Below are 22,919 nucleotides of genomic sequence, written 5' to 3' on the forward strand. Positions count from 1 at the left end.
AACATGGCGACAATATCAGAGCAAGGTATTCACTACCAGTTCATAGAAAATAAGCACAAACCCGTTTTAGTGCTAGCTCACCCATTGGGTATGAATATGCGTGTTTGGGGCTACTTGGTACAAGACTTAATGGTGAACTTCAGTATTTTGCGTTATGACCTACCTGGACACGGTGACAGTGTAGCGTTCCCCGCCAATACGAAAAGCCTTGGTGAATCACAGTTAGTTGACGACTTATTAACCCTATGTAGCTCTCTAGGTATCGATAAGTTTCATTTCATGGGTACGTCAATTGGCGGAATGTTAGGTCAACAACTGTTAATTTCCCACCCAGAACGCTTGTTAAGCACGGTGTTAACCAATACTGCTATGAAAATAGGTTCCACTAAAACATGGCTGGAGCGCCAGAAAAATGTGACCAGACAAGGGCTTGAAACCCTAGCGGCTACCTTAGTTCCAAGATGGTTTAGCCCAGTGAGTACCAAACGTGTCCCCACGTTACTGTCCCAATGGGAAGGATTACTAGCGAACGTTGACGATCACTCTTACGGTTTATTGTGTGCGTGGTTAGGCGAACGAGACACGCATACACAGCTTAAACCTAATGGAGCACCTATTTTGCTTATTGCAGGTGAAGATGATGTCGCTACACCAACCTCATTATTACAAGCACTAGGCGAAACCCTAAGCGCACCTGTGATTGAGTTAAAGCAAACTGGGCATGTACCTTCAGTTGAAGCAAGTCGCGAGTTTGCTTTGCTGATACAAGAGCATTTGGAGAAGATCATATAAAAAGCTCCTGAATCTGAAAAGCTGTTTAATAAAAGAATGGGATGCTACTAGAAATTATAAGGCTAACTCAGTAAGACAGATATTCATTCTTAACAGAACGCGTGACTCTGATGTCATAAAATATGTTAAGTAACAATTAAGCTATGATCGACGAAGTTATGTAAAACTACGGTCAACTAGCAATTACAGCATTTAACTGTCTGAAAAAGCGATTCCGAATACGGGTTATAATTAGTTACATCTATTGGCTCATAACTAATTAGAAAATTATGCCTATAGGTTTTGACTTGAACTGACAAGCAACATTAAGACTTAAGCGGAAGTTGAATATCCAGCAGATGATTTTAGCCTTCTCGCTATTTGAATTAACTGGAATTAGAAATTTTCAGCGTCTGGCTATTAGGCTCTTCCTTTCCGTTGAACACCTGTAAAATCAGACTGTCTGCTATACGCTCATTGAGCGTCTGTCAGGCTGCGGCACGACTGTGCTGAGTGCAACCTTGCTGAATGCTCTATCAAAGAATAGACGAGTTGCAGACTATTGAATTGGGTAGATTGTTTAAACTAACACTCGCTCCATAGTCAATCTTTGTAGCTGTGGCTACGATATAAATCATATTTAAGATACACGTTCAATTAAACTTGAAAGATTTGAAGATCAGACGCTAACTGATGAGGAAATTAAAGCTCACGGTTCATTAACAAGGGTAAGCGCATTGGATCCAAAGGACTTCGAATAGAGGCCTTTCAACATAACTTTGAAGGTTATCTCTACCTCTCATTCAATCTTCAAAGTTCAACCATCTCCACCCGCAGAGAGGTAATGAATATCCGATTTAGGTTAACTCAACTTGAAAGGTAGCCGCATTAATACAAATGAATGCTCTTCAAACAAAGACTCCGTGCTCAAGACGCTGAATAATTTCAATAACTGCATTTCCTCCTGCACTGGTTGAGAGTATATCAATTGGTTTATTGCCACCAAGGCCTTTTACCTTCGACTGAAACCAAATGGCTGCCTTTTTGTGATCCCCCTCAAAAAAGACAATAGCGGCAGAAAATACACAAACAACGCGGTAGATATTGTCGCTTTCCTCGGCAGTGAAACGGCCAACTTCTTTTCGATTTTCAAAGACCACCGGGGTTATAGACAAGCAAGTAGCCAGCTTTGTTACATCGATACACAGCAGTTTAGCTAAGCGTATAAAAGCGGCATAGGAAATTCCACTGGTGATAACAGCATGAAGCGCAAGATCTCCACCCGGGAGCCCAAGTTCATCCAAAAGCGCGTTATTAGACTTTTCGTTCAAATTATACCTTGTCATATAAGAATTACCATTTACGAATTAAGAGGAACCATCATTGCTGCCGGTGAACAATTCATCAGCGTTATTAGCAATAGCATCCACAATCTCATTAATCCCTAATTTATATTCTTTTGCCCAACTATCTACTTTTTTAGTTAAGCCTACTAATGTAACAAGATCATTTATTGACTCAGCTGAGTTCATTACCTCAGGGGGCATACCTAAGCGAATGTTATCGATGTCACCATCTGATACAATTATCGAAGTATAATTGTCAGTAAGATAGACGCTATTAGCCGTGTAAAAGTGATATTTCCCATTGACGATTTTGACTTCACGAATATAACTTGACGCAAACCAGTCATCTTTAGAATACCGAGTGCTCACGTGGTCAATAACGTAACCAAACAGAAACGAAATTTCAGTGTTGTCTATGTAACATCTTCGAACATCACGTAAAGTGCCAGTTAACAAATAACTGTCATCCATATCTTTTTCCTTATATAAACCAACTTGCTATCCTAAGTTAATTTCATGCCATTTTAGATTTTTATCTATGACGCTCTTTAAAAGGTTAAGGTCAATTTTATCTACGTCAGAGTATACGCTCAACGTTATATCATCATCTATTGAATGCCCTGCTAGTCGTTTGACGAGATACTTCTCTACACCATTGTTTATACACGTCGATATGAAAGTTCGACGCGTGCAGTGAAAACAAATCAAAGTTCCTTTTTGCTCCTCCTTGTCTTTATCTATCCCTACTTTTTTAAGTACGGTACGACTGAACCAACGACTTATCGGATCTCCCCAACCTGCGCTACTGGGTTCCGCTTTTCCATGGCGAATTTGAGGGCAGAAAAATTCTTCTTTATGTTTCTTTAACATCTCTACATAGTCAAGAATCCCTTCATTCAGTAGATACTGAGCGATTGGGATAACTCGCTCAGAAGCCTCATTCTTCAAATCTAAACCACGTAGATCAAAACACCACACATCATCAATTTGCTTAATGTTTGCCACTGGAAGTGCTGACAGTTCATTGAGGCGCATACTGGAGTATAAACAAACCTTGAGGTACCATTTCGCATCATTGCGGAAGGTTTTGGCCTCACTTCCGTGTTCCGGCTTGTATCGAAGAATTTTTCGAACTTCTTCAACGGTAAACGAGCGTCGTGTGGGAGGCTTCGATTTTCCTCTTGCCTTTTGAAATGCACTGTTAGCAAAAGGGTTCTTGATATCAGCGTCGGTGTTTTCAATTATCCAGGAAAATAATGTCCGGTAGTTTGATAAGTACATATTTTTAGTAGTAATACTCATTGGTCTGTCATTGCAATTCTTACTTTGGTTTGACTTGCGCTGAGTGAGTGCCGTCTTCACTTCTTGTACTTTCTGCTTTTTCCAATCTCTTACGTCACTGTCATCGGGCCAAATCTCTTTTAACAATGAAAACGACGCTTTGTACTTGTCGATAGTTCTGTCTGCGATAGTTCCCTGCTTTTCATTCAAGAATTTATCCATTTGCCCAAACAAACTAAAGTGAGTGTTCTCAACAACATCTGTAGGAGTAGCTTTCTCAGTAGCTTTTTCCTTAATGGTTCTGAACATAGGTAACAGACTGATCATATCTACCATACCGCTTAATAGCTGCTCTTGGGTAAAGGTGGCAGAACTACTAGCTATAGGGCTATCTTCGCATTCATAAACCTCATCAAAAGTATCGAATTTTCGGTTCTCTCTTGATAATGCAGCCATGAGCTCATTTAACATCTTAACGCCACGGACATATCTGTTATCGACCTCAGGCTTTTGAATGTTCTTAATTGGTTGATGCGGTAAAAGTATGTCAACGAGCTCGCGCCTAGTGTTTACATCACAAAAGCGGCTTAGATCTGAGGTTGCGCTATTAAGAGCATCTTCTTTCATTGAATCTAGCGCCCCCAATTGGGTCGCCACACCATGATTAATAATCTCCTTGCCAGCAGCTAATAACAAACGATACTTGTCTTTCAGTTGCTTTTTATACAGTTGCTGCGCTAGAAGATACTGAGGGGTGTACTCCTCTGGGAACGGCGTCAATTCGCCTATGCAAGCGAGAGTTTCAGCTGGATCTACCGTCGCGCCTTTGCTCAACACTCCTTGGTTATGGGTATTTCTATCTACATCTATCATGTTCACATCCTTGTCTTTTATCAAATTACACTTGATGTAAAGAGCAAGCCATCTCGCGGTGTCATAGTCGGTAGTACCCAACGAAGCAACGAAATACTTGTCTTTTAGACAAACATGACATGTTTGATCAAAATTTCCGTATCGGATTCGAAAAAAATAATTAGACGAATTTTTGAATTTATATAGGTAAGTTGGTGAGCGGTTTTGCATGCTTCTCTGCCTTTTTGTGACAGAGTTCTGTGACAGAGTATATTCTTAACCAAGAATCAAATACAACGAAGCCCCGTAAATACAGGGCTTCAGTCGTTATTTGGCGGAGAGAGAGGGATTCGAACCCTCGTTAGGTTTAACCCTAAACACACTTTCCAGGCGTGCGCCTTCAGCCACTCAGCCACCTCTCCAAATTTTTGTGCTATTTGCGGTGAACGCAAATAACGAAATACTGCCAAAGCATTTGCCTAGAGCGCGCGTATAGTAGGTAAAGCGAGTGTCTTAATCAAGACGTTGCGCGAAAAAACACGCTAACTGCTGAATAATTACTCGTCTTTACCTTAATAAGCGTTATAGGCCGCCTTTTGCTTTTAGTTCTTCTGAGAAAGTGAGCATACGATCGAGTGGGATTAAAGCGCCCTCACGCAGGCTGTCGTCAACGAAGATCTCATGGCCTTCATATGTAGCGCCTAATGAGGCTTTTATCGCCTCAAGGCCGTTCATGGCCATCCACGGGCAATGAGCGCAGCTCTTACACGTTGCGCCGTTTCCACCAGTCGGTGCTTCAATAAATGTTTTATTGGGCGTGAGTTGCTGCATTTTATAAAAAATGCCTTTATCGGTGGCCACAATGAAGGTGTCGTTGTCCATGGTTTGCGACGCTTTAATCAGTTGGCTAGTGGAGCCTACTGCGTCAGCCATGTCTACCACACTGGCAGGTGATTCAGGGTGAACCAATACTGCCGCGTTAGGATACAGTGCTTTCATGTCAGCCAGCTTCTGCGCTGAGAACTCATCATGAACAATACATTCGCCCTGCCACATCAACATTTCCGCGCCAGTTTGTTTGGCAATGTACGAGCCTAAGTGACGGTCAGGCCCCCAGATGATTTTTTTACCTTGGCTATCTAAGTGCTCAACTATCTCTAATGCAATACTTGAGGTCACTACCCAATCTGCTCGGGCTTTTACGGCAGCCGAAGTATTAGCATAAACCACGACCGTGTGATCGGGGTGTGCATCACAAAACGCACTGAATTCTTCGATGGGACAACCAATATCCAGCGAACAGGTAGCTTCCAGAGTTGGCATTAACACCGTTTTTTCTGGACTGAGTATTTTTGCTGTTTCCCCCATGAAGCGAACGCCCGCTACAATTAACGTTTGTTCTGCTGCATCACGACCAAAGCGTGCCATTTCTAACGAATCAGCAACACAACCACCAGTTTCTTCAGCTAATGCCTGAATTTCAGGATCGGTATAGTAATGCGCAACCAGCACAGCATTTCGCTGTTTAAGCAAAGATTTAATCTCAGCTTTAAGCGATGCTCTACGGGCATCTGATAATGGCTGCGGTTTAGCGGGAAAAGGATACTCTACCTGTTCCACTCGAAAGGCTACTGACATTGACCTACATCTCGGTTGTGACAAGGGCGTGGATTATACCCAACTGTCATAAAAAATACATACTACTTAGTTAAGGATGATTGACCGATTTTCAACCACATCATTCTAAAAAAGTGAATTACACATGGAATAAGTGCTAGTTGAGGATTAACACGAGCCGGTAACCCCATTTTTGCAGAATTGTTAGCAGCAGATAGCCTAACAGCGCTACGTTTCTTTTACTTGAATATTGTGTTCTGGAGCAACTTTGGCGCAGCACACTAATAGGTAGAAGGGAATTTTTGAATATATCGCTTTGGGAGTGATATTTTTTATGTAGTAAGCTTGGTAGAAAGCACTTTATGAAATGATGGTGGGTCGTGCTGGATTCGAACCAGCGACCAATTGATTAAAAGTCAACTGCTCTACCAGCTGAGCTAACGACCCATCAAATAACACATTTACTACTCACACATTTACAAATGAAACAATGAGCATACAAGCTGTTGGTATTAGCTTGATTGTACTTCGCTTTCAAATGATGGTGGGTCGTGCTGGATTCGAACCAGCGACCAATTGATTAAAAGTCAACTGCTCTACCAGCTGAGCTAACGACCCGTCATTTGGAGCCAGGAGAAGAATTGGTGGGTCGTGCTGGATTCGAACCAGCGACCAATTGATTAAAAGTCAACTGCTCTACCAGCTGAGCTAACGACCCAATCTTTCCTGATGTTGCCTGTGTCTTGGCAACGGCGGCATATAATACTCAGATTTTTATCTGACGCAACCCAAAAGGCGTTTTTATTTTGATTTTTGTAGTAAAAAGCTTTCAACCGCTCAAAATCAACACAAATCGCGCATAATTCCTACCACAAAACCATTATAAAACTTTTTTAGACCGACAAAATGTTACCGAATTAAGTCTAAAAAAATGCGTAGTTTTTGGAATTTCTTTAAAAATATACTTATAAATATTGTGTCTGGTTCAGTACAACAGAGGTATAAAATTTCAAAGGGGTGAAAAAAAACCTCTCGTTAAGAGAGGTTTTTTTATTATAGATTATTTAATCTAGATTCCGCTAACCGCTTTGCAGAAGAATTAGGGTATTCGCTAATCACTTGCTGAAAGAAGTTTCGCGCTCCACTACTGTCGCCAGTGCGTTCGGCAATGACGCCTAACTTTAATAATGCATCCGGACGTTTCACTGAATCAGAAAAACGGTTCGATACAATATTAAACTGCTCAATAGCGTCATTCCATTGCTGTTTGTTAAACAACAGCTGTCCAAGCCAGTAGTGCGCATTTGGCGCATATTCGCTATTCGGAAATCGTTGTATGAATGACTGAAAAGCAGGAATGGCTTTATCGTATTCACGAGATTTCAGAATAAGATTAACAGCACTGTCGTATGCTTCGTCCTCACCCTCTTGTGGGGATGATGAGCTTGTAGAAGGGGTAACCCCTGCAGAATTGCTTTGCGAAGCGCCAGTACCACCTACGTTTGCCAAACCGCCTTGTTTAAGTGCCTCAACACGCTTATCTATCTCAAGGTACAATTCACGCTGACGTTCAAGCACCTTTTCCAGCTCGTTGGTGTTAACTTCAACAGACCCTCGCAATTGGTCAACTTCGCTTTGCATGTTGTCCAATTGGGTTTGTAAACGGTGCTGCATTTCAGTTCGGCTTTTAACAATACGTTCTAAAACCGCAATACGCTGTTCTAGGTTGCTGCCGCCATTGGCATCTACCACTGGCGCCTGTGCGAAAGCTGAACTTGAAATAGCAAAGGCGGCACACAAGGTGACGCCTGCTTTAATAGTGTTAATTGCTGTAAAAGCCATTATCGGTAAACAACCACTCCGCGACGATTTTGCGCGAATGCATATTCAGTTGAACCCATTACCGCAGATTTTTCTTCTCCGTATGAAACAACCGTAATTTGACTGCTGCTTACACCAGCGTTCATTAGGTAAGTTTCAACAGACTGAGCACGACGCTCACCTAGTGCAATGTTGTACTCAGGCGTACCACGACTATCAGTGTGACCTTCAATAGTCACTTTCGTGCTAGGGTTTTTCACCAAGAACGCTGCATGTTTATCAAGTAAACGTTGGAATTCTGGCTTGATACTAGCGCGGTCAAAATCGAAGTAAACGGTTTGTTCGTTTTTCAGCGCTTCCATTTCTTGCTGAACCATTTCTTCTGAACGCTTCATACGCTGAGCAGCTTCTGCTTCTACGCGCTGTGCTTCAGCTTGACGAGCATCTTGCTCTGCTTGTGCTTGTTCTTGTGCAAGACGGTTACGTTCAGCGGCTAGCTCTTCTTCGCTAGGGCCAGACGAACAAGCCATCATGGTCACCACTGGCAAGGCGATAATGAAGCTCTTCATTAATTTATTCATTTGCATCCTACTAATCCTTAAATGTTATTGTTTGATATTTCAATTGTTAGAACAAAAATGGTGACCAACTTGGCGATTTCACTTGCCCATCGGCTGCAGGTAATCTGGCTTTAAAGCGCCCATCAAGAGAAACAAGTGAAAGTACTTGTGTCCCTTCATGAAGGGTACTATAAATAATCATACTACCGTTAGGCGCTACACTAGGAGACTCATCCAAAAAGGTTCTTGTTAGTACCTGAGGAGAGCCACCGTCTAATGCCTGCTTAGCAATATGGTAGTTTCCATTGGTTTGATTAACCACTACCATTTGCTTACCGTCGGGCGTTAATGTAGCACCCAAGTTCTGTTCGCCTACAAAAGTAACGCGTCTTACCTTTCTAGAATTTAAATTTACGCTATATATCTGGGGTTTACCACCCCGTTCAGAGCTAAAAATTAAACCACTACCATCAGGTAGCCATGAAGGCTCTGTATCGATAGCGCGGTTGCGCGTTACTCTAGTCAAATTTTTCGTAGCAAGATCCATAACATAGATCTCTGGGTTCCCATCTTTCGATAAAACCATTGCAAGTTGCTTGCCATCTGGTGAAAACGAGGGACTCCCATTAATACCAGGAAAATCGGTTACCGTTGTACGTTTGCTAGTATAAATGTCTTGTATGAAGATTTGAGGTCTACGGTTTTCAAAACTTACGTACGCTAGCTTTTCACCGTCTGGTGACCAAACCGGAGACATTAAAGGCTCAGGTGACGACAACAAGCGTGTTTCGTTCTCGCCATCATAATCTGAAATTACTAGTTGGTATGGTTTTTCGTACGCATCTCTATCACGTACAATGACATAAGCAATACGGGTTAAGAATGCACCGCGAACACCTGTTAACTTTTCATACACGACGTCACTAATGCGATGTGCGTATTGCCTAAAGTCTCTAGGGCTAATAATAGATTGGCGCGCTGCTATTACATGTTCGTTACTTACAACTAACTCACCATTTTTTAATACCTGAGACTGGCCACCGTCTAACTGCCCTTTTAGTACATCGACCAGTTGGTAAGAAACTAAATATTTATCGGTACCTTCAGGTTCAATACTACCGACCAAAACGGTATCAACACCAAGAGACGCCCACGCTGAGTAATTAACCTCATCAGCGGTTTCAGGCATTTGTGGCATTTTACTTGTTGCAACGGGGCTAAATTTACCACTGCGCATCAGGTCTGCCATGATGACTTCAGAAATATCGCTAGGCAATGTGCCTGTACCTTTCCACTTAAACGGCACTACACCAATAGGTCGAGCGCTGTTTATGCCTTCGGTGATCACAATTTCTAATGTCGCGAACACCTTGGCACTAAATACCATCGCGATGGCGGCTATCCATAAACCTGTTTTCTTCATTGCACTACAGTTCCACTTTTAAGTTAATATCTTTTAGTTGCTCATAGACGTCGGCCGCATCTGAGACCGGCAGTTCTTCTGCGCGGCGTACGGCACTTTCTGCCGCTCTGCATAGGGCATCATGCCCGCCTAAGATACGTATGCTAGTCACAAAACCTGTGGTAGCCAATTTGATATTCAATCTACATACCTTACCTTTGAAGCTGTCATCGTTGTACAAGTTCCGTTTTATCGTTTGCTGAATTAATGCGGTATAACGCTCTACTTCAGTTAGAACTTGTGCACGTCTTCGTTGCTGCTGAGCCGCTTGCTCCTGCGCAAGTTGCTCTTGCATAATTCTCTCCATCTCAGCATTTTCAGCGGCTTCTTTTTTCTTGCGCTCTGCATCGGCTTTCGCTTTCGCTTCACGTTCTTTGCGCTGTTGTTCCTTTTGCGCTGCCAACTGCTCTAGCTGTTTTTGACGTTTGAATTCTGCTTCTTCAGCTTGCTTCTTCTCTCTAGCCTGCTTAGCCTCTGCCGCTCGTTTACGCTTAGCTGCAGCAGCCTGCGCTTCCTTCTTCTTTCGTTGCGCTTCTAACTCTCTCGCTTGAGCTTGTGCCTGCGCTTGTTCCCGTTTGGTATCGGCAATGGCTTGAGCATCAATAAAGGTAGCTTCAATAACCGGCGCATTAGTGGCCATTGTCGGCAAAGGAGAAGGTGAAAAGCTGACGCTAATTAGCAACACTGCAGCCACCACAAGGTGGAGTGCGATAGATTTATAAATGCCAACAGAACTTGCAGTCATCAATAAACCTACTCTGGCTCAACGGGGTCTGTCATTAAACCTACAGAAGGCACGCCCGCGCCTTGCAATAACACCATAAGTTGAATGACTTCATTATAAGCAACTTGTCCATCTCCTTTTACTACCACTGGCGTATTAGGATCTTTTTGTAGCTGAGCTTGTACTAACGCTGCTAAGTCTTCTTGTTCCAGGGGCGACTCTTGGTCGTCTCCCACATTAAGAAAATAGCGACCTTTAACGTCTACTGACGCAATAATAGGTGGATTATCTTCTTGCTCAATAGGATTCGCACTCGCTTTAGGTAAATCAACTTTAACCCCTTGCGAAATTAGCGGAGCCGTTACCATAAAGATAATCAGTAGCACCAACATTACATCGATGTAGGGCACTACGTTAATTTCAGAAACCGGCCTACGGCGCTTTCTTACATACATAATAATTCCTCTCTCACCAGTGAATTAAGCTCGCATCAATGTTCGCATTTACGCTTGCGGCTGCTGAGCTTGACCAGATACTGCCTGACGGTGAAGAATGGCAGAAAACTCTTCCATGAAGTTACCGTAGCTGTTTTCCAATTTTTCAACTTGGTGACTAAAACGGTTATACGCAATAACCGCAGGAATGGCCGCAAATAAGCCAATAGCTGTTGCAATAAGCGCTTCAGCGATACCTGGTGCAACCATGGCTAGCGTAGCTTGTTGTACTTCCCCTAGCGCGATAAAGGCGTTCATGATCCCCCAAACCGTACCAAATAGGCCGATATACGGGCTAATTGAACCAGCTGTTGCTAGAAACGGGAGTCGGCTTTCTAGTTCTTCTACTTGGCGAGACATTGTTACCCGCATTGAGCGATAAGTACCGTCTACAATAGCATTGGTGCCGGTATTTGATTTGCGTAAGCGGACAAATTCTTTGAAGCCGGCACAAAAGATAGTGCCGATACCTGATAAGTTAGGGCGAGCAGATAACTCTTGATAAAGTCGATTTAAATCAGCACCTGACCAAAACTTATCTTCAAACTGACGCATCTCTTCTCGTGCACTTGAAAGCGCCTTACTACGCTGAAAGATAAATGTCCAAGAGGCAACTGATACGCCTAATAAAAGCAACATAACAAGTTGAACAATAAAGCTGGCCTGCAAAAATAGGCCGATAAAAGTAAGATCAGATGACACGCGTTATTTCCCCTAACAATGTACGTGGTAGTCGTCTAGGCTTCATAGTATCTAGACTGACACAAGCAACTTGAATATCGGCAGATACCAAAGTTACATCTTGTTTATTTTTAATGGTTTGTTGAAACGTCATACTCGCACCTTTCAATTCTACAACCTGCGTTTCAATACTCAACAGATCATTGAATCGAGCAGGCGCATAGTTATGCATTTCAACGCGTTTGACGACAAAAGCGACCGATTGTTCCATTAATCTATCTTGTTCGAAGCCAAGGGCTCTAAGCCACTCGGTTCTTGCCCTTTCCATAAACTTGAGGTAGTTGGCATAATAAACAATGCCACCTGCATCGGTATCTTCGTAATACACTCTTACTTGGTGTAAATGCATAAATATTCTTTCACCGTCAATAAAATTCATCGATAATCAAGGTAATTGGCTGCATATCAGTAAATCTTCCCAACCTGCTCTTCACTCTCAATCTCAGCTACGTAGAGTGTTTAGCTGTCTTTAAAGATAAAATGATAAACTATTAACACCTTCGCAACACATTAGTTTTTCTAAGGCTAAAAAACAATTTTACTCAATTGCAAGAATACTAACTAAGCCTATAATACGCAGCATCAGTCCTACAGAGCGTAATGGTGTATCACACGGTTATGCAAGAGTTTTTCTCCTGTTAGACATGAGTTCCCTGGATTTATTTCCTTTAACACTTGTTGTTTTGGCCCGTTCATTGAGCGGGCTTTTTTTTGCCTGAAGAAAAGTGATGTACATAGCAGATATAAGTACATTGAGTATGAGCAAACGTAAGGTCTGCTCATACAACCATGCATACAGTGGGCAGTTAAGCTGAAGGAGTGAAGCCAAAATGAAGATACGCCCGCTGTGACACTATGCGTCCACGTGGAGTACGCTGCAGGAATCCTTGCTGAATAAGAAAGGGCTCTATTACATCTTCAATGGTTTCTTTCTCTTCACCAATTGCCGCTGCTAAGTTGTCTAGCCCTACTGGGCCGCCATCAAATTTCTCTATGATGGCACAAAGCAATTTCCGATCCATGTAATCGAAACCTTCTTTGTCTACATCTAGCATATCCAATGCCTTTGCAGCGGTTTCAACACCTACCGTACCATCAGATTTAATTTCAGCGTAATCTCGAACTCGTCGCAATAGCCTGTTTGCAATACGCGGTGTACCTCTAGAGCGACGTGCAATTTCTTGAGCGCCTTCTGAGCTCATATCCAAATTTAAGTAACTCGCACTACGAGCCACAATGGTGGTAAGGTCTTTAACCGAATAAAACTCTAATCGTTGAACTATCCCGAACCGGTCACGCAATGGTGAAGTAAGCGAACCTGCCCGCGTTGTAGCACCAACGAGTGTGAAGGGCGGTAAATCTAGCTTAATAGAACGAGCAGCAGGCCCCTCGCCTATCATGATGTCTAATTGATAGTCTTCCATCGCCGGATACAGAATTTCTTCCACTACAGGGCTTAATCGATGAATTTCATCAATAAAAAGCACATCGTTGCGTTCAAGGTTAGTCAGCAATGCAGCTAGGTCACCAGCTTTTTCAAGTACCGGCCCTGAGGTGGTTTTAATACTGACATCCATCTCGTTCGCCACAATATTTGCTAGCGTAGTTTTACCTAGCCCAGGCGGACCAAATATTAATAAGTGATCGAGAGCATCGTCACGCTTTCTAGCTGCCTGAATGAAGATTTCCATTTGCTCACATACGTGAGGCTGGCCTGTGTAATCATCAAGCATTTTAGGGCGAATAGCACGGTCGATAACTTCATCTTCGGTACTCGCATCAGGCGTAATCAGTCTGTCAGCTTCTATCATTATGGCTCTGCTTTAGTGTAAATCGGCAACGTTGCTCTATCATTCTTGGCATATTGAGCTTTGGCTCATTTTTAGCCTTAGTTTATTCTGGCCTTGCGTAACTAGGTTCAAATAGCGGCTTTTAAGGCTTCACGTATAAGCGACTCGCTTTCCATGCCCTCTTTATACACGCTATCGATAAGTTTACTGGCCTGCGCAGGCTTATAGCCTAGTGCCACTAGCGCGCTCTGGGCATCTTCTCTCGTATCGTTTACTTCTACTAACGTATTGGTATTAAGTAAATCACCACTTGGCGGTGGAATAGCAATACTTTGCACTTTGCCAAACTTCGCTAACCTATCTTTTAACTCAACCACTAACCTTTCAGCGGTTTTCTTACCAATACCCGGTAAACTTACTAGTGCCGAAACATCTGCATTTTGAACCGCTGACAAAAATTGGCCTGCGGACATACCCGATAATATGGTTAAGCCTAATTTAGGGCCTACACCGTTTGCTTTAATTAGCTCTCGGAATAATCCTCGCTCCATTTTATCAGCAAAACCAAATAATAATTGCGCGTCTTCTCGCACCACGAAATGGGTATACACAACGACTTCTTCACCCACGGCTGGCAATTGATAGAAGCTGGTCATTGGCATATGAATTTCATAACCTACCCCATTTGCATCTACCAATATTTCTGGGGGCTGCTTTTCGGCTAATGTACCGCGAATACGTCCAATCATGACTGCTCTCTTACCTGGTATTTTCCCAATGTAGGGAAATAAAACGAATAGGAAGGTTCTATTGTTTACAAAAAGTGATTACAAAAATGCACGCTTTTTATAGGCGAGCAAAGCAATTAGCGTAAACGGCCTCGCACGGTTTTACGTGCTTGCCCTGCCATATTAATAAGGCTTTGCTCGGTATGGGCATGACATAGCGCCACAGCAAGCGCATCAGCAGCATCAGCTTGCGGTGTACCGCTTAAACTCAATAAATGCTTCACCATGTGCTGCACTTGGGTTTTATCTGCACTACCCTTACCGACTACCGCTTGTTTAATTTGCCTTGCCGAATATTCTGCTACTGGCAGTTCACCTTGAGTGGCTGCCACAATAGCGGCACCACGGGCTTGCCCTAACTTCAATGCAGAGTCGGGATTTTTTGCCATAAACACTTGCTCGATAGCAAATTGCGCAGGGTTGTACTGGCGAATAATATCGCTAATGCCGGTATAAATATTGGCTAGTCTCGACGGCAAATCTGCCGTTCCAACGCGAATACAACCGCTCGCCACATACACAAGTTTACCCTGCTTACGCTCAATAACGCCGTAGCCTGTAACCCTAGAACCTGGATCTATACCCAGTATAACCATTAAGGTACGTTTGGTACAAACATTGATACCGCCTCTTTGTTTGAAGGCGACCAAAGTCGCGCTAATGCTTGTGCTTTATCTACCCACTCATACTGCAAATGTTCAGTAAGCACCAACGGCAAGGTACTGTCTACTTGAAGAGAAAAAACGTGTTCGGTGTTAAACCGTGTTCCGGGGGGATATCGATGCAACCAGCGGCTGCGAATTTCGTATTGGTTTTGTCTATTGTGGTTAAACATTTCTATAGACAGTTGTTTGGCGTCAATCCCTGTTTCTTCCGCTACTTCTCGGTATGCGGTTTCAATAGGGAGCTCGCCATCTTCCATTGCGCCGGTAACCGACTGCCAAAATTCAGGGTCGTCATTGCGCTGTAGCAAAAGTACCTTATGGTGCTGATCGTACAACACCACAAGGACCGACTCGGGCTTTTTATAAGCCATCGTTTACGACGGCTTTTTTACCGTTGCAATCGCCAACTCTTCCAACTGCTGTGGATTCGCTGGGCTTGGCGCAGACGTTAATGGGCATGCCGCTGTCGTGGTTTTAGGGAATGCCATTACATCTCGAATAGAACTAGCACCTGTCATAAGCATAACAAGGCGGTCTAAACCGAACGCTAGACCTGCGTGAGGCGGCGCACCAAAGCGTAACGCATCAAGTAAGAAGCCAAATTTATTCTTCGCTTCTTCTTCTTCAATACCCAAAATCTCAAACACGGCAGATTGCATTTCTTCGTTGTGAATACGTACTGAACCACCACCAAGCTCGCAACCATTTAATACCATATCGTAGGCATCAGACAATGCGCCAACCGGGTTTGCTTTAAGCTCTTCTGCGGTTAAGCCGCGAGGTGCAGTAAACGGATGGTGTATAGCATGAAGCTGTCCATCGAATTCTTCAAACATAGGGAAGTCGACAACCCACAACGGCTTCCACTCACCTTCTAAGAGTTCAAAGTCTTCACCTAGCTTAAGGCGAAGTGCGCCCATGGCTTCGGTAACTACTGTGTTAGTGTCGGCACCGAATAACAAGATGTCGCCAGCTTGAGCGCCAGTGCGCTGCAAAATACCGTCGGTAATATCTTCGCTTAAGAATTTAAGAATAGGTGATTGTAAACCTTCTTGGCCAGGTGCCATTTCGTTCACTTTCATCCAGGCTAAGCCCTTCGCGCCATATATGCCAACAAATTTAGTGTACTCGTCAATTTGCTTACGAGACATGCTCGCACCGCCAGGTACGCGAATAGCAGCAACACGACCTTTAGGATCGTTAGCTGGGCCACTGAATACTTTAAACTCAACAGTTTCAAGTAAGTCAGCAATATCGGTAAGCTCTAGTGGATTACGTAAATCAGGCTTATCGCTACCAAAACGCTTCATTGCTTCGGCGTAGGTCATGTGTGGGAAGTCACCTAAATCTACGTTCAGCATAGTGCTGAATAAATCTCGGATCATGCTTTCAGTAATCGCCATTACGCCATCGGCATCTAGAAACGTAGTTTCGATATCGATTTGAGTAAATTCTGGTTGGCGATCGGCACGTAAATCTTCGTCACGGAAGCATTTTACGATTTGATAGTATCTGTCCATGCCAGACATCATCAGCAATTGCTTAAACAATTGTGGCGATTGCGGCAGTGCAAAGAACTCGCCTTTATGCGTACGGCTAGGTACTAAATAATCACGAGCACCTTCAGGTGTCGCTTTGGTCAAAATAGGGGTTTCAATATCTAGAAAGCCTTCGCCTTCTAAGAAACGACGTACTGCCCCAGTTACCTTAGCGCGAAACTGCAAGCGCTGGCTCATAACAGGGCGACGTAAATCAAGGTAGCGGTAGCGTAAACGCTGCTCTTCAGAGTTCTCTTGGTTCCAATCAAGTGGTAGCGCATCAGAACGATTGATGATTTCTAGGCCAGTGCCCAAAATCTCGATTTCACCGGTACGCATATCTTTATTAATTTGACCTTCTGGGCGAGCACGAACTTTACCAGTAAGTTTCACGCAGAATTCACCGCGAAGTTTATTCGCTATGCTTAATACCTCTGGTAAATCAGGGTCGAATACCACTTGAACGATACCTTCGCGGTCTCGTAAGTCGATGAAGATAACGCCACCTAAATCACGGCGTTTGTTTACCCAACCACATAGGGTGATTTCTTGCCCAATGTATGATGAATCGATGTTCCCACAGTAATCTGTGCGCATGGTCGTTGACCCCTGATATTCTTATCTTGCGTTACACGATGGAAGGCAAACCCTTGAACCTGCTTGCCATTACTCTACAATGAGGCGATCGCGCCCCTTGCCATCATGCACTATGTGTTAAATTAAGGTCGCATAGTATAAACAAATGCGCAGTAAAGCCCAATGACAAATACAAACAATCCTGCAGTAACTAAATTATCAACTTCTTCGGCGCTACCCAAGGTATTTATTGGCTTGCCGCAGTGGCAGCATAGTCATTGGCCTAAAACTTGGTTTGCTAATTACCCGAAAAGTGACAATCAACTGGTTCATTACGCTAATGAGTGTAATACGGTTGAGGGAAATACGACCTTTTATTCTCTCCCCCATTCTGATGCGGTAGCACGCTGGGAGCAATCAGTAGGAAGCGATTTTTCGTTTACCTTCAAATTTAACCAACAAATTACCCACGTTCATCAATTATTGCACTGTGAAGATGAAGTAAATGAGCAATTACAAATTCTTGCGCCACTCAAGCACAAACTCGGTGTGATGCTGCTGCAACTTCCTGCAAGCTTTGGCCCTGAAAAACTAGAAAGGCTGGCTGCGTTTTTACACCATTTACCACGCCACATTACCGTTGCGGTTGAAGTCAGGCATTTGGCTTTTTTTGGTAAGGGCGATGAAGAAAAGAAATTGAATCAACTGTTAATTGAGCACAACGCTAACCGTATTATTATGGATACTCGCGCCTTGTTTACCGGCCCTGTTTCAAGGCTAGATACAGGGGCTAATACAAGGGCGAGCAACAGTGCGCTATTAAGTGAGGTACGACATAAAAAACCTAGAGTGCCGGTGAATGTGATTGCCACCGCGAATAACCCCGTCGTTCGTTTTGTAGGAAATGATACAGACGAAGATAATATTGCGTGCTTAACGCCTTGGGTAAATAAAATTCATCAATGGCGGCTAGAAGGAAAAAGCCCGTATTTCTTTTGTCATCGACCCGATAACAAAGATGCCCCGTGGTTGGCGCAGCAGTTTATTGATTTGTACAACCAAAAGCATGGTGATACGGCAATTCCTAACCTTGCCATTAAACAACAGCCGAGCCAAAACGCCTTGTTTTAGCATGCATTCTGATGCACATAAATTTCTTTAAAAATGCTGCTGTTTTACCTCTTTAAAATAGCAAAGCCGTGCACTATAAATTAAGAATATTAACTAGTGCTTATTCTTACCTTACTATAAGATGAAAGTTATTGAGACAGTCTCAATAGTAACTTTTTATTTAAGTGAAATAATTAATGGAATAATCAACGCTTGATCGCGAAACCTTGCGATTAAAAGCCCTAGAAAATTTAAATATTCTAGACACCAAACCCGACGCACAGCTAGATGCCGTTACCAAAGCAACCCAAGAATATTTTAAATGCAAAATTTGTTTGGTGAGCTTAATTGCCGAAGACAGACAATGGTTTAAGTCTCGCCAGTGTTTAGATGTGTCAGAAACACCGCGCAATATTTCATTTTGCACTTACGCGATAGCGGAAGAAGAATATTTGATTGTGACCGACGCAACAAAAGACAGCCGTTTTGCAGGCGGCCCCTTGGTTAAAGGTGAGCCTTACATTCGCTCTTATGCAGGCGCTATTCTTCGTTCAACCGATGGGTACGAGCTTGGCACCTTATGTGTTATTCATGATGAACCGAGAGAGTTTTCTGCTGAAGAAATTCTTATGTTAAAAGAGATGGCCAAGAAAGCGGAAACCATCATTAATGAGAATCAATGGTAGATTAACAATCGCTGACAAGGCTATAAAAGCCCACTAATCTAAATGAAAAAGCTGCCACATTGGGTGGCAGCTTTTACGCTTCAAAGATACTTCCAGTGCAGATCGTACTAGCGAAAGTCTCCTGCATCTAAGTCATGCTTCTTCATTAACTTATGCATATCGGTTCGGTTACGACCGGCTAGCTCAGCTGCACGGGTCACGTTTCCATCCGTCATTTTCAAAAGCTTGTTCAAGTACTGTTGTTCGAAGGCATCGCGGGCTTCGGTCAGCGTTGGCCAACTTTGCTTAGTGGCTGATAGTGCTTGCTCTACAAGATGCAGAGGCACTACTGGAGTTTGTGTTAACGCAACACATTGCTCTACCACGTTCACCAATTGACGCACGTTTCCTGGCCAAGATGATTTCACTAACAACTGCATTGCATCGTCTGAAAACTGGCTCACGTTCACACCATGACGCTGAGCACTTTGCTGTAACAATGAACGAGCGAGTAATGGAATATCTTCGCTACGCGCTTTCAACGATGGAAGCTTTAAGTTCACCACATTTAAACGGTAATATAAGTCTTCCCTGAAAGTGCCCTCTTCCATTTCTTTGAGCAAATCTTTATGCGTTGCCGAGATAATACGAACATCGATATCTACATGCTTACTGCTGCCTACAGGCCTAATTTGACGCTCTTGTAATGCACGTAATAGTTTTACTTGTAGTGTCATTGGCATATCACCAATTTCATCTAAAAATAAAGTACCGCCATCGGCTTCTCGAAATAAACCTGGGTGAGCAGCTACCGCACCAGTAAAAGCACCTTTAGCGTGTCCGAATAACTCTGATTCAAGTAAGTTTTCTGGCAGTGCGCCACAGTTAATGGCAACAAACGGCTTGTCACGTCGGTCGCTTGCCTGATGCATGGCATTGGCAAGTAATTCTTTACCTGTACCACTTGCTCCGCTAATGAGTACACTGACTTCTCGTTGTGCAATCCGGTACGCTTGATCAAGTACATTAAGCATATCTTGAGAGCGAGTAACAATACTTTTCGCCCATTCACCGGGCTGAGCCGCTTGTGACTGACTTAATGCTTTTTGTAACAAGGTACGAAGTTCATCATGATCAACAGGCTTTGGAAGAAAACCAAATACGCCACGCTGAGTAGCCGCAACCGCGTCCGAAATAGTACCGTGGGCGGTCATTAAAATAACGGGAATATCTTTTCGAATACCCATGATTTCTTCAAATAAACTTAACCCGTCAAGGCCAGGCATGCGCAAATCACTGAGAACCACGTCAAAAGCATCATTTTGAAGCTTTCTTAACGCCGCATTACCATCTTCAACCGCAGTAACTTGATAACCTTCACCTTCTAAACGAATGGTTAAAAGGCGAAGTAAACTTTTATCATCATCAACCAACAATAAATGGGGTTTGTTCTTGCTACTTTCATTCATTGTTAGTTGTTCCTGTTTTTATCCATAAGTGTTGCTTCAATTTGGAGTAGTTCTTCTAGTTTTTTCTGCTGAGCTTTAAGCTCAGCATACAGCTTTTGTAATTCTTGACCTCGAAGGGTGTTTTCTTTGCTTAATACACTCAACGCAGACTCAAGTTCCATTAATTGTTTGTTTGGGTTACTTACCACAACGTCAATAACCAACGCGGCAGCGTCGGTAAATTCAGGCATTAAATCATCTATAGAAAGTTGGGCTCGTAGCCTGTCTTGATACGGGGTATCGCTGGATAAGGATAAAAGGTAAGCGTGAATTTTGTCTTTTTTCGATTGACCAAGCGCTGTCAATTGCGCTTTGCGTTCAATCCAAGGCGTAGCATCAGCTTCAAGCCAAACTTCCAACCAGTAAGCCATGTCGCAATTGTAATCAAAATTTTCAGGTTCTGAAGTGAACAGGCAAATATCGTCATCTACAGCCACTTCAACGATCTGGGGTGGAGAAACTTCAATTTTCTGTTCGATTGGCTGCTTAGACAACACACTGCAACCCGACATCATCGTCAGGGCCAGTATCATACAACTTATTCTCATTTTATTTTTCCTGTTGAGGAATCGTCACCCTAAAGCACACATCAGCATAATCAACATCGACAACTTGCACGTCGCCATGCATCAGTCGCGCACAATCCGCAACAATCGATAAACCTAATCCTGTGCCTATAACGTTGTCATTTCTCGGCTCTGCGCCACGGGTGAAAGGTTCAAACAGTGTTGCAACCGACTCTTTGGCAATCCGCTTGCCCCGATTTGCAACGTCCAATATAGCAAAGTTATTATCTAAATATATATGTACATTGATGGGTCGCCCTACAGCACCATGAGCTACTGCGTTAGACACCAAATTGTCGAGTATTCGTCGGAATAACTCTTCGTCAGTCCAAATATGACTGCTTTCTACCGATACCGTCACTTCACGTTCTTGTAACGCCAGTGCGTAATCACCCAAACATGCATCAACCAACTTCTTCGCATCAGTTTTAACAATGTCGGGCTGAGCTTGCTGTAATAACAAATTATAATCGAGTAATTTTTCGATTAGTGTGTTCAATCTTTGCGTACTTGCGCTAAGAAGCGACAATATTTCACGTTGAGGATCATTTAAATCGCCCACAACATTTTCCGATAATAAACTACATCCTTCTTTAATGCTGGCTAACGGTGTTTTCAACTCGTGAGCAGCATGCCGCAACAATGCTGTGCGTATATGTTCCAATTGACCAAGGCGATCGTACAGCCAATGCAGATCTTTCTCCACATCTATTAACTCTCGCGGAGCTTGGCGAGACAAAGGGGGAAGATCACCTTGTTGATGAGCCACTATGCGTATTATTTGCTTTAGTTTATTGACTGGATTAACAATCAGTTGGCTTCCTAATAGGATAAGCAGCAAAGAAACACTTACCAACATCGCCGTAGACCACGCCTGCTTTGCTTGCATCGCGTTTAAGTCATCTTGCTGCACTTTGACCCGTTCGGAAATAGCAAGTTCCACGTCGCCTCGAAGTTGTGAAACACTTCGTGAGACGTTAGCTAGATACGCATTAAGTAGGAGTTGATCTTCAATTATGCGGTAATCAGAAAGGTCGCCTAATTGTTCTGACAACCTCTCGCAGGTTCTCTGAACAGATAAGGCTTGGCAAAGATTATCAGCAGCCACGGCAAATTGATCGAGTGCATTATCGGATAAGGTGGCAACTTTTTCGGTGCGAATAACGGCGTATTGGCGAATACTTCGCTCTAAATCAACAACAGCACCATCCAGGCGCTGCATATCGCCCACAACATCAACCACATACCGGGTTTCCAGCGTGGTCATTTGCCCCACTTTAGCTAAGTCACTTTGACTTTGCCACAACAGCGCAATTAATGGAATTAACGCCAGCACGAAGCTACCTAGCGTTAGTTGACGTAATGAGCCTAGCTGAACCAGCCGTTCACCAAATGAAAATTTCTCAATCAGAGTGGTATTCCTTCAAACAAGTACCGGCAGGCGCATCTGCTAGGCTTTTATTTATTTTGCTCGCTGACTGCCGCTATTTACTAACGGCAGATTTTGCATTTCCCGGTGTCAGTTTACTTTTTGCTAATTCGTCTTCGGTTAATTTGCCATCTTCATTGTCGTCAATTAACCCGAAATTACGCAATAGTTCGGTGTGACGAACCGCTTCTTTTAGTGATATCAAACCGTCTTTATTAGTATCTAGCTGCTGCATTAACGTTTTCGCAGGTGACGCATGCGCTTCAACTACCGAAATAGTCTGTATCGCCGTGATAGTCATTAAAATCAGAAAAACCTTCTCTAGTCGTTTCATCATGAATCCTCCGCATTACTGCTTGTTTATAATTCCCTTAAACTAACTTCGATAACGCTGTTAACTCTGATTAGATAAGCTAAAATTGAGCCAAAAATACAATTAAACTATATATCATACACTTACAGAAAATAAACTGACTAGTCTCCTGTTCGATGTATCTAGAAACAGACACAGTTACACAAACTCCTGTAAATGTATCCAACAACCCAATAAAGCGTCAAATAGGTTGCAAAAACAGCCTGTTAGAATAGCCTATTTAACTCCCTTAAAAAAAGAAA

Annotated in this window: 23 protein-coding genes and 4 tRNA genes; 3 read left to right on the plus strand and 24 right to left on the minus strand. The window is 43.1% G+C overall.

The genetic code is table 11. From position 1 onward, the window contains the following. Nucleotides 1-3: 3 nt before the first annotated feature. Nucleotides 4-792, plus strand: a complete 789-nt coding sequence (locus C7Y69_RS03650; protein ID WP_126871854.1) for an alpha/beta fold hydrolase — start codon at nt 4-6, stop codon at nt 790-792. Nucleotides 793-1,679: 887 nt separating this feature from the next. Here the strand turns inward: C7Y69_RS03650 and C7Y69_RS03655 are convergent. The 20 genes from C7Y69_RS03655 to aspS form a co-directional block, all read right to left on the minus strand. Further along, nucleotides 1,680-2,117 (minus strand): antitoxin Xre/MbcA/ParS toxin-binding domain-containing protein, encoded by a 438-nt coding sequence (locus C7Y69_RS03655; protein ID WP_126871855.1) that lies wholly within the window; start codon nt 2,115-2,117, stop codon nt 1,680-1,682. A gap of 21 nt (nt 2,118-2,138) precedes the next feature. After that, the gene (locus C7Y69_RS03660) at nt 2,139-2,588 is read right to left on the minus strand and encodes a hypothetical protein (RefSeq protein ID WP_126871856.1); all 450 of its coding nucleotides are present in this window, start codon (nt 2,586-2,588) and stop codon (nt 2,139-2,141) included. Nucleotides 2,589-2,615: 27 nt separating this feature from the next. Then, the gene (locus C7Y69_RS03665; RefSeq protein ID WP_185864136.1) at nt 2,616-4,271 is read right to left on the minus strand and encodes a site-specific integrase; all 1,656 of its coding nucleotides are present in this window, start codon (nt 4,269-4,271) and stop codon (nt 2,616-2,618) included. A 311-nt stretch (nt 4,272-4,582) separates the two neighbouring features. Continuing rightward, a tRNA-Ser gene (locus C7Y69_RS03670) sits at nt 4,583-4,672 on the minus strand. 160 nt (nt 4,673-4,832) lie between these two features. After that, entirely contained in the window at nt 4,833-5,888 is a 1,056-nt protein-coding gene (nadA, locus tag C7Y69_RS03675) for a quinolinate synthase NadA (protein ID WP_013784865.1), read from the minus strand. A gap of 350 nt (nt 5,889-6,238) precedes the next feature. After that, nucleotides 6,239-6,314 (minus strand) — tRNA-Lys (locus C7Y69_RS03680). A gap of 95 nt (nt 6,315-6,409) precedes the next feature. Then, nucleotides 6,410-6,485, minus strand: a tRNA-Lys gene (locus C7Y69_RS03685). Nucleotides 6,486-6,509: 24 nt separating this feature from the next. Continuing rightward, nucleotides 6,510-6,585 (minus strand) — tRNA-Lys (locus C7Y69_RS03690). Nucleotides 6,586-6,920: 335 nt separating this feature from the next. Further along, on the minus strand, nt 6,921-7,709 hold the full coding sequence (gene ybgF, locus C7Y69_RS03695) for a tol-pal system protein YbgF (RefSeq protein ID WP_013784866.1): 789 nt from the start codon (nt 7,707-7,709) through the stop codon (nt 6,921-6,923). After that, nucleotides 7,709-8,275 carry a peptidoglycan-associated lipoprotein Pal gene (gene pal / locus C7Y69_RS03700; RefSeq protein WP_126871858.1) on the minus strand — a complete coding sequence of 189 codons (567 nt, stop codon included), beginning with the start codon at nt 8,273-8,275 and terminating at the stop codon, nt 7,709-7,711. Before pal ends, ybgF begins: the two co-directional genes overlap by 1 nt. A 40-nt stretch (nt 8,276-8,315) precedes the next feature. Next, entirely contained in the window at nt 8,316-9,671 is a 1,356-nt protein-coding gene (tolB, locus tag C7Y69_RS03705) for a Tol-Pal system beta propeller repeat protein TolB (protein ID WP_013784869.1), read from the minus strand. Between the two features lie 4 nt (nt 9,672-9,675). Next, nucleotides 9,676-10,455: a cell envelope integrity protein TolA gene (gene tolA, locus C7Y69_RS03710; RefSeq protein WP_126871859.1), complete on the minus strand. Its 780-nt coding sequence runs from the start codon at nt 10,453-10,455 to the stop codon at nt 9,676-9,678. A gap of 8 nt (nt 10,456-10,463) precedes the next feature. After that, nucleotides 10,464-10,889, minus strand: coding sequence for a protein TolR (tolR, locus tag C7Y69_RS03715; RefSeq protein ID WP_126871860.1), 426 nt, complete (start codon nt 10,887-10,889; stop codon nt 10,464-10,466). 48 nt (nt 10,890-10,937) lie between these two features. After that, complete coding sequence (tolQ, locus tag C7Y69_RS03720) at nt 10,938-11,630, minus strand: protein TolQ (protein WP_013784872.1); 693 nt, start codon at nt 11,628-11,630, stop codon at nt 10,938-10,940. Continuing rightward, on the minus strand, nt 11,620-12,018 hold the full coding sequence (ybgC, locus tag C7Y69_RS03725; protein WP_013784873.1) for a tol-pal system-associated acyl-CoA thioesterase: 399 nt from the start codon (nt 12,016-12,018) through the stop codon (nt 11,620-11,622). The genes tolQ and ybgC overlap by 11 nt, the downstream gene beginning before the upstream one ends. Nucleotides 12,019-12,475: 457 nt before the next feature. Next, entirely contained in the window at nt 12,476-13,480 is a 1,005-nt protein-coding gene (ruvB, locus tag C7Y69_RS03730) for a Holliday junction branch migration DNA helicase RuvB (protein WP_013784874.1), read from the minus strand. A 107-nt stretch (nt 13,481-13,587) separates the two neighbouring features. Further along, nucleotides 13,588-14,208 (minus strand): Holliday junction branch migration protein RuvA, encoded by a 621-nt coding sequence (gene ruvA, locus C7Y69_RS03735; protein WP_013784875.1) that lies wholly within the window; start codon nt 14,206-14,208, stop codon nt 13,588-13,590. A gap of 116 nt (nt 14,209-14,324) precedes the next feature. After that, nucleotides 14,325-14,843 (minus strand): crossover junction endodeoxyribonuclease RuvC, encoded by a 519-nt coding sequence (gene ruvC, locus C7Y69_RS03740; protein WP_013784876.1) that lies wholly within the window; start codon nt 14,841-14,843, stop codon nt 14,325-14,327. Next, nucleotides 14,843-15,283 carry a dihydroneopterin triphosphate diphosphatase gene (gene nudB / locus C7Y69_RS03745; protein WP_013784877.1) on the minus strand — a complete coding sequence of 147 codons (441 nt, stop codon included), beginning with the start codon at nt 15,281-15,283 and terminating at the stop codon, nt 14,843-14,845. The genes ruvC and nudB overlap by 1 nt, the downstream gene beginning before the upstream one ends. Before the next feature lie 3 nt (nt 15,284-15,286). Next, nucleotides 15,287-17,047, minus strand: coding sequence for an aspartate--tRNA ligase (gene aspS, locus C7Y69_RS03750; protein ID WP_126871861.1), 1,761 nt, complete (start codon nt 17,045-17,047; stop codon nt 15,287-15,289). A gap of 162 nt (nt 17,048-17,209) precedes the next feature. Between aspS and C7Y69_RS03755 the strand changes: the two genes are divergently transcribed. After that, entirely contained in the window at nt 17,210-18,157 is a 948-nt protein-coding gene (locus C7Y69_RS03755; protein WP_260563418.1) for a DUF72 domain-containing protein, read from the plus strand. 206 nt (nt 18,158-18,363) lie between these two features. Next, the gene (locus C7Y69_RS03760) at nt 18,364-18,822 is read left to right on the plus strand and encodes a GAF domain-containing protein (protein WP_126871862.1); all 459 of its coding nucleotides are present in this window, start codon (nt 18,364-18,366) and stop codon (nt 18,820-18,822) included. Between the two features lie 107 nt (nt 18,823-18,929). Here C7Y69_RS03760 and C7Y69_RS03765 read toward each other — a convergent pair whose 3' ends face one another. From C7Y69_RS03765 to C7Y69_RS03780, 4 genes are all read right to left on the minus strand, one after another. Continuing rightward, nucleotides 18,930-20,270: a sigma 54-interacting transcriptional regulator gene (locus tag C7Y69_RS03765; protein WP_057792972.1), complete on the minus strand. Its 1,341-nt coding sequence runs from the start codon at nt 20,268-20,270 to the stop codon at nt 18,930-18,932. A gap of 2 nt (nt 20,271-20,272) precedes the next feature. Next, nucleotides 20,273-20,857 (minus strand): hypothetical protein, encoded by a 585-nt coding sequence (locus C7Y69_RS03770; RefSeq protein WP_126871863.1) that lies wholly within the window; start codon nt 20,855-20,857, stop codon nt 20,273-20,275. Between the two features lies 1 nt (nt 20,858). Continuing rightward, nucleotides 20,859-22,256 (minus strand): sensor histidine kinase, encoded by a 1,398-nt coding sequence (locus tag C7Y69_RS03775; protein WP_126871864.1) that lies wholly within the window; start codon nt 22,254-22,256, stop codon nt 20,859-20,861. A 103-nt stretch (nt 22,257-22,359) separates the two neighbouring features. Further along, nucleotides 22,360-22,641: an EF-hand domain-containing protein gene (locus tag C7Y69_RS03780; protein ID WP_232043546.1), complete on the minus strand. Its 282-nt coding sequence runs from the start codon at nt 22,639-22,641 to the stop codon at nt 22,360-22,362. Nucleotides 22,642-22,919 lie beyond the last annotated feature (278 nt).

This window comes from Alteromonas sp. KS69, from assembly GCF_003989595.1.
Lineage (GTDB): Bacteria > Pseudomonadota > Gammaproteobacteria > Enterobacterales > Alteromonadaceae > Alteromonas > Alteromonas naphthalenivorans.

Bases quoted from the DNA above. Each gene is read 5' to 3' on its own strand.
- C7Y69_RS03650 (WP_126871854.1), top strand. From the start codon at position 4: ATGGCGACAATATCAGAGCAAGGTATTCACTACCAGTTCATAGAAAAT.
- C7Y69_RS03655 (WP_126871855.1), bottom strand. From the start codon at position 2,117: ATGACAAGGTATAATTTGAACGAAAAGTCTAATAACGCGCTTTTGGAT.
- C7Y69_RS03660 (WP_126871856.1), bottom strand. From the start codon at position 2,588: ATGGATGACAGTTATTTGTTAACTGGCACTTTACGTGATGTTCGAAGA.
- C7Y69_RS03665 (WP_185864136.1), bottom strand. From the start codon at position 4,271: ATGATAGATGTAGATAGAAATACCCATAACCAAGGAGTGTTGAGCAAA.
- nadA (WP_013784865.1), bottom strand. From the start codon at position 5,888: ATGTCAGTAGCCTTTCGAGTGGAACAGGTAGAGTATCCTTTTCCCGCT.
- ybgF (WP_013784866.1), bottom strand. From the start codon at position 7,709: ATGGCTTTTACAGCAATTAACACTATTAAAGCAGGCGTCACCTTGTGT.
- pal (WP_126871858.1), bottom strand. From the start codon at position 8,275: ATGCAAATGAATAAATTAATGAAGAGCTTCATTATCGCCTTGCCAGTG.
- tolB (WP_013784869.1), bottom strand. From the start codon at position 9,671: ATGAAGAAAACAGGTTTATGGATAGCCGCCATCGCGATGGTATTTAGT.
- tolA (WP_126871859.1), bottom strand. From the start codon at position 10,455: ATGACTGCAAGTTCTGTTGGCATTTATAAATCTATCGCACTCCACCTT.
- tolR (WP_126871860.1), bottom strand. From the start codon at position 10,889: ATGTATGTAAGAAAGCGCCGTAGGCCGGTTTCTGAAATTAACGTAGTG.
- ybgC (WP_013784873.1), bottom strand. From the start codon at position 12,018: ATGCATTTACACCAAGTAAGAGTGTATTACGAAGATACCGATGCAGGT.
- ruvB (WP_013784874.1), bottom strand. From the start codon at position 13,480: ATGATAGAAGCTGACAGACTGATTACGCCTGATGCGAGTACCGAAGAT.
- ruvA (WP_013784875.1), bottom strand. From the start codon at position 14,208: ATGATTGGACGTATTCGCGGTACATTAGCCGAAAAGCAGCCCCCAGAA.
- ruvC (WP_013784876.1), bottom strand. From the start codon at position 14,843: ATGGTTATACTGGGTATAGATCCAGGTTCTAGGGTTACAGGCTACGGC.
- nudB (WP_013784877.1), bottom strand. From the start codon at position 15,283: ATGGCTTATAAAAAGCCCGAGTCGGTCCTTGTGGTGTTGTACGATCAG.
- aspS (WP_126871861.1), bottom strand. From the start codon at position 17,047: ATGCGCACAGATTACTGTGGGAACATCGATTCATCATACATTGGGCAA.
- C7Y69_RS03755 (WP_260563418.1), top strand. From the start codon at position 17,210: ATGACAAATACAAACAATCCTGCAGTAACTAAATTATCAACTTCTTCG.
- C7Y69_RS03765 (WP_057792972.1), bottom strand. From the start codon at position 20,270: ATGAATGAAAGTAGCAAGAACAAACCCCATTTATTGTTGGTTGATGAT.
- C7Y69_RS03770 (WP_126871863.1), bottom strand. From the start codon at position 20,857: ATGAGAATAAGTTGTATGATACTGGCCCTGACGATGATGTCGGGTTGC.
- C7Y69_RS03780 (WP_232043546.1), bottom strand. From the start codon at position 22,641: ATGATGAAACGACTAGAGAAGGTTTTTCTGATTTTAATGACTATCACG.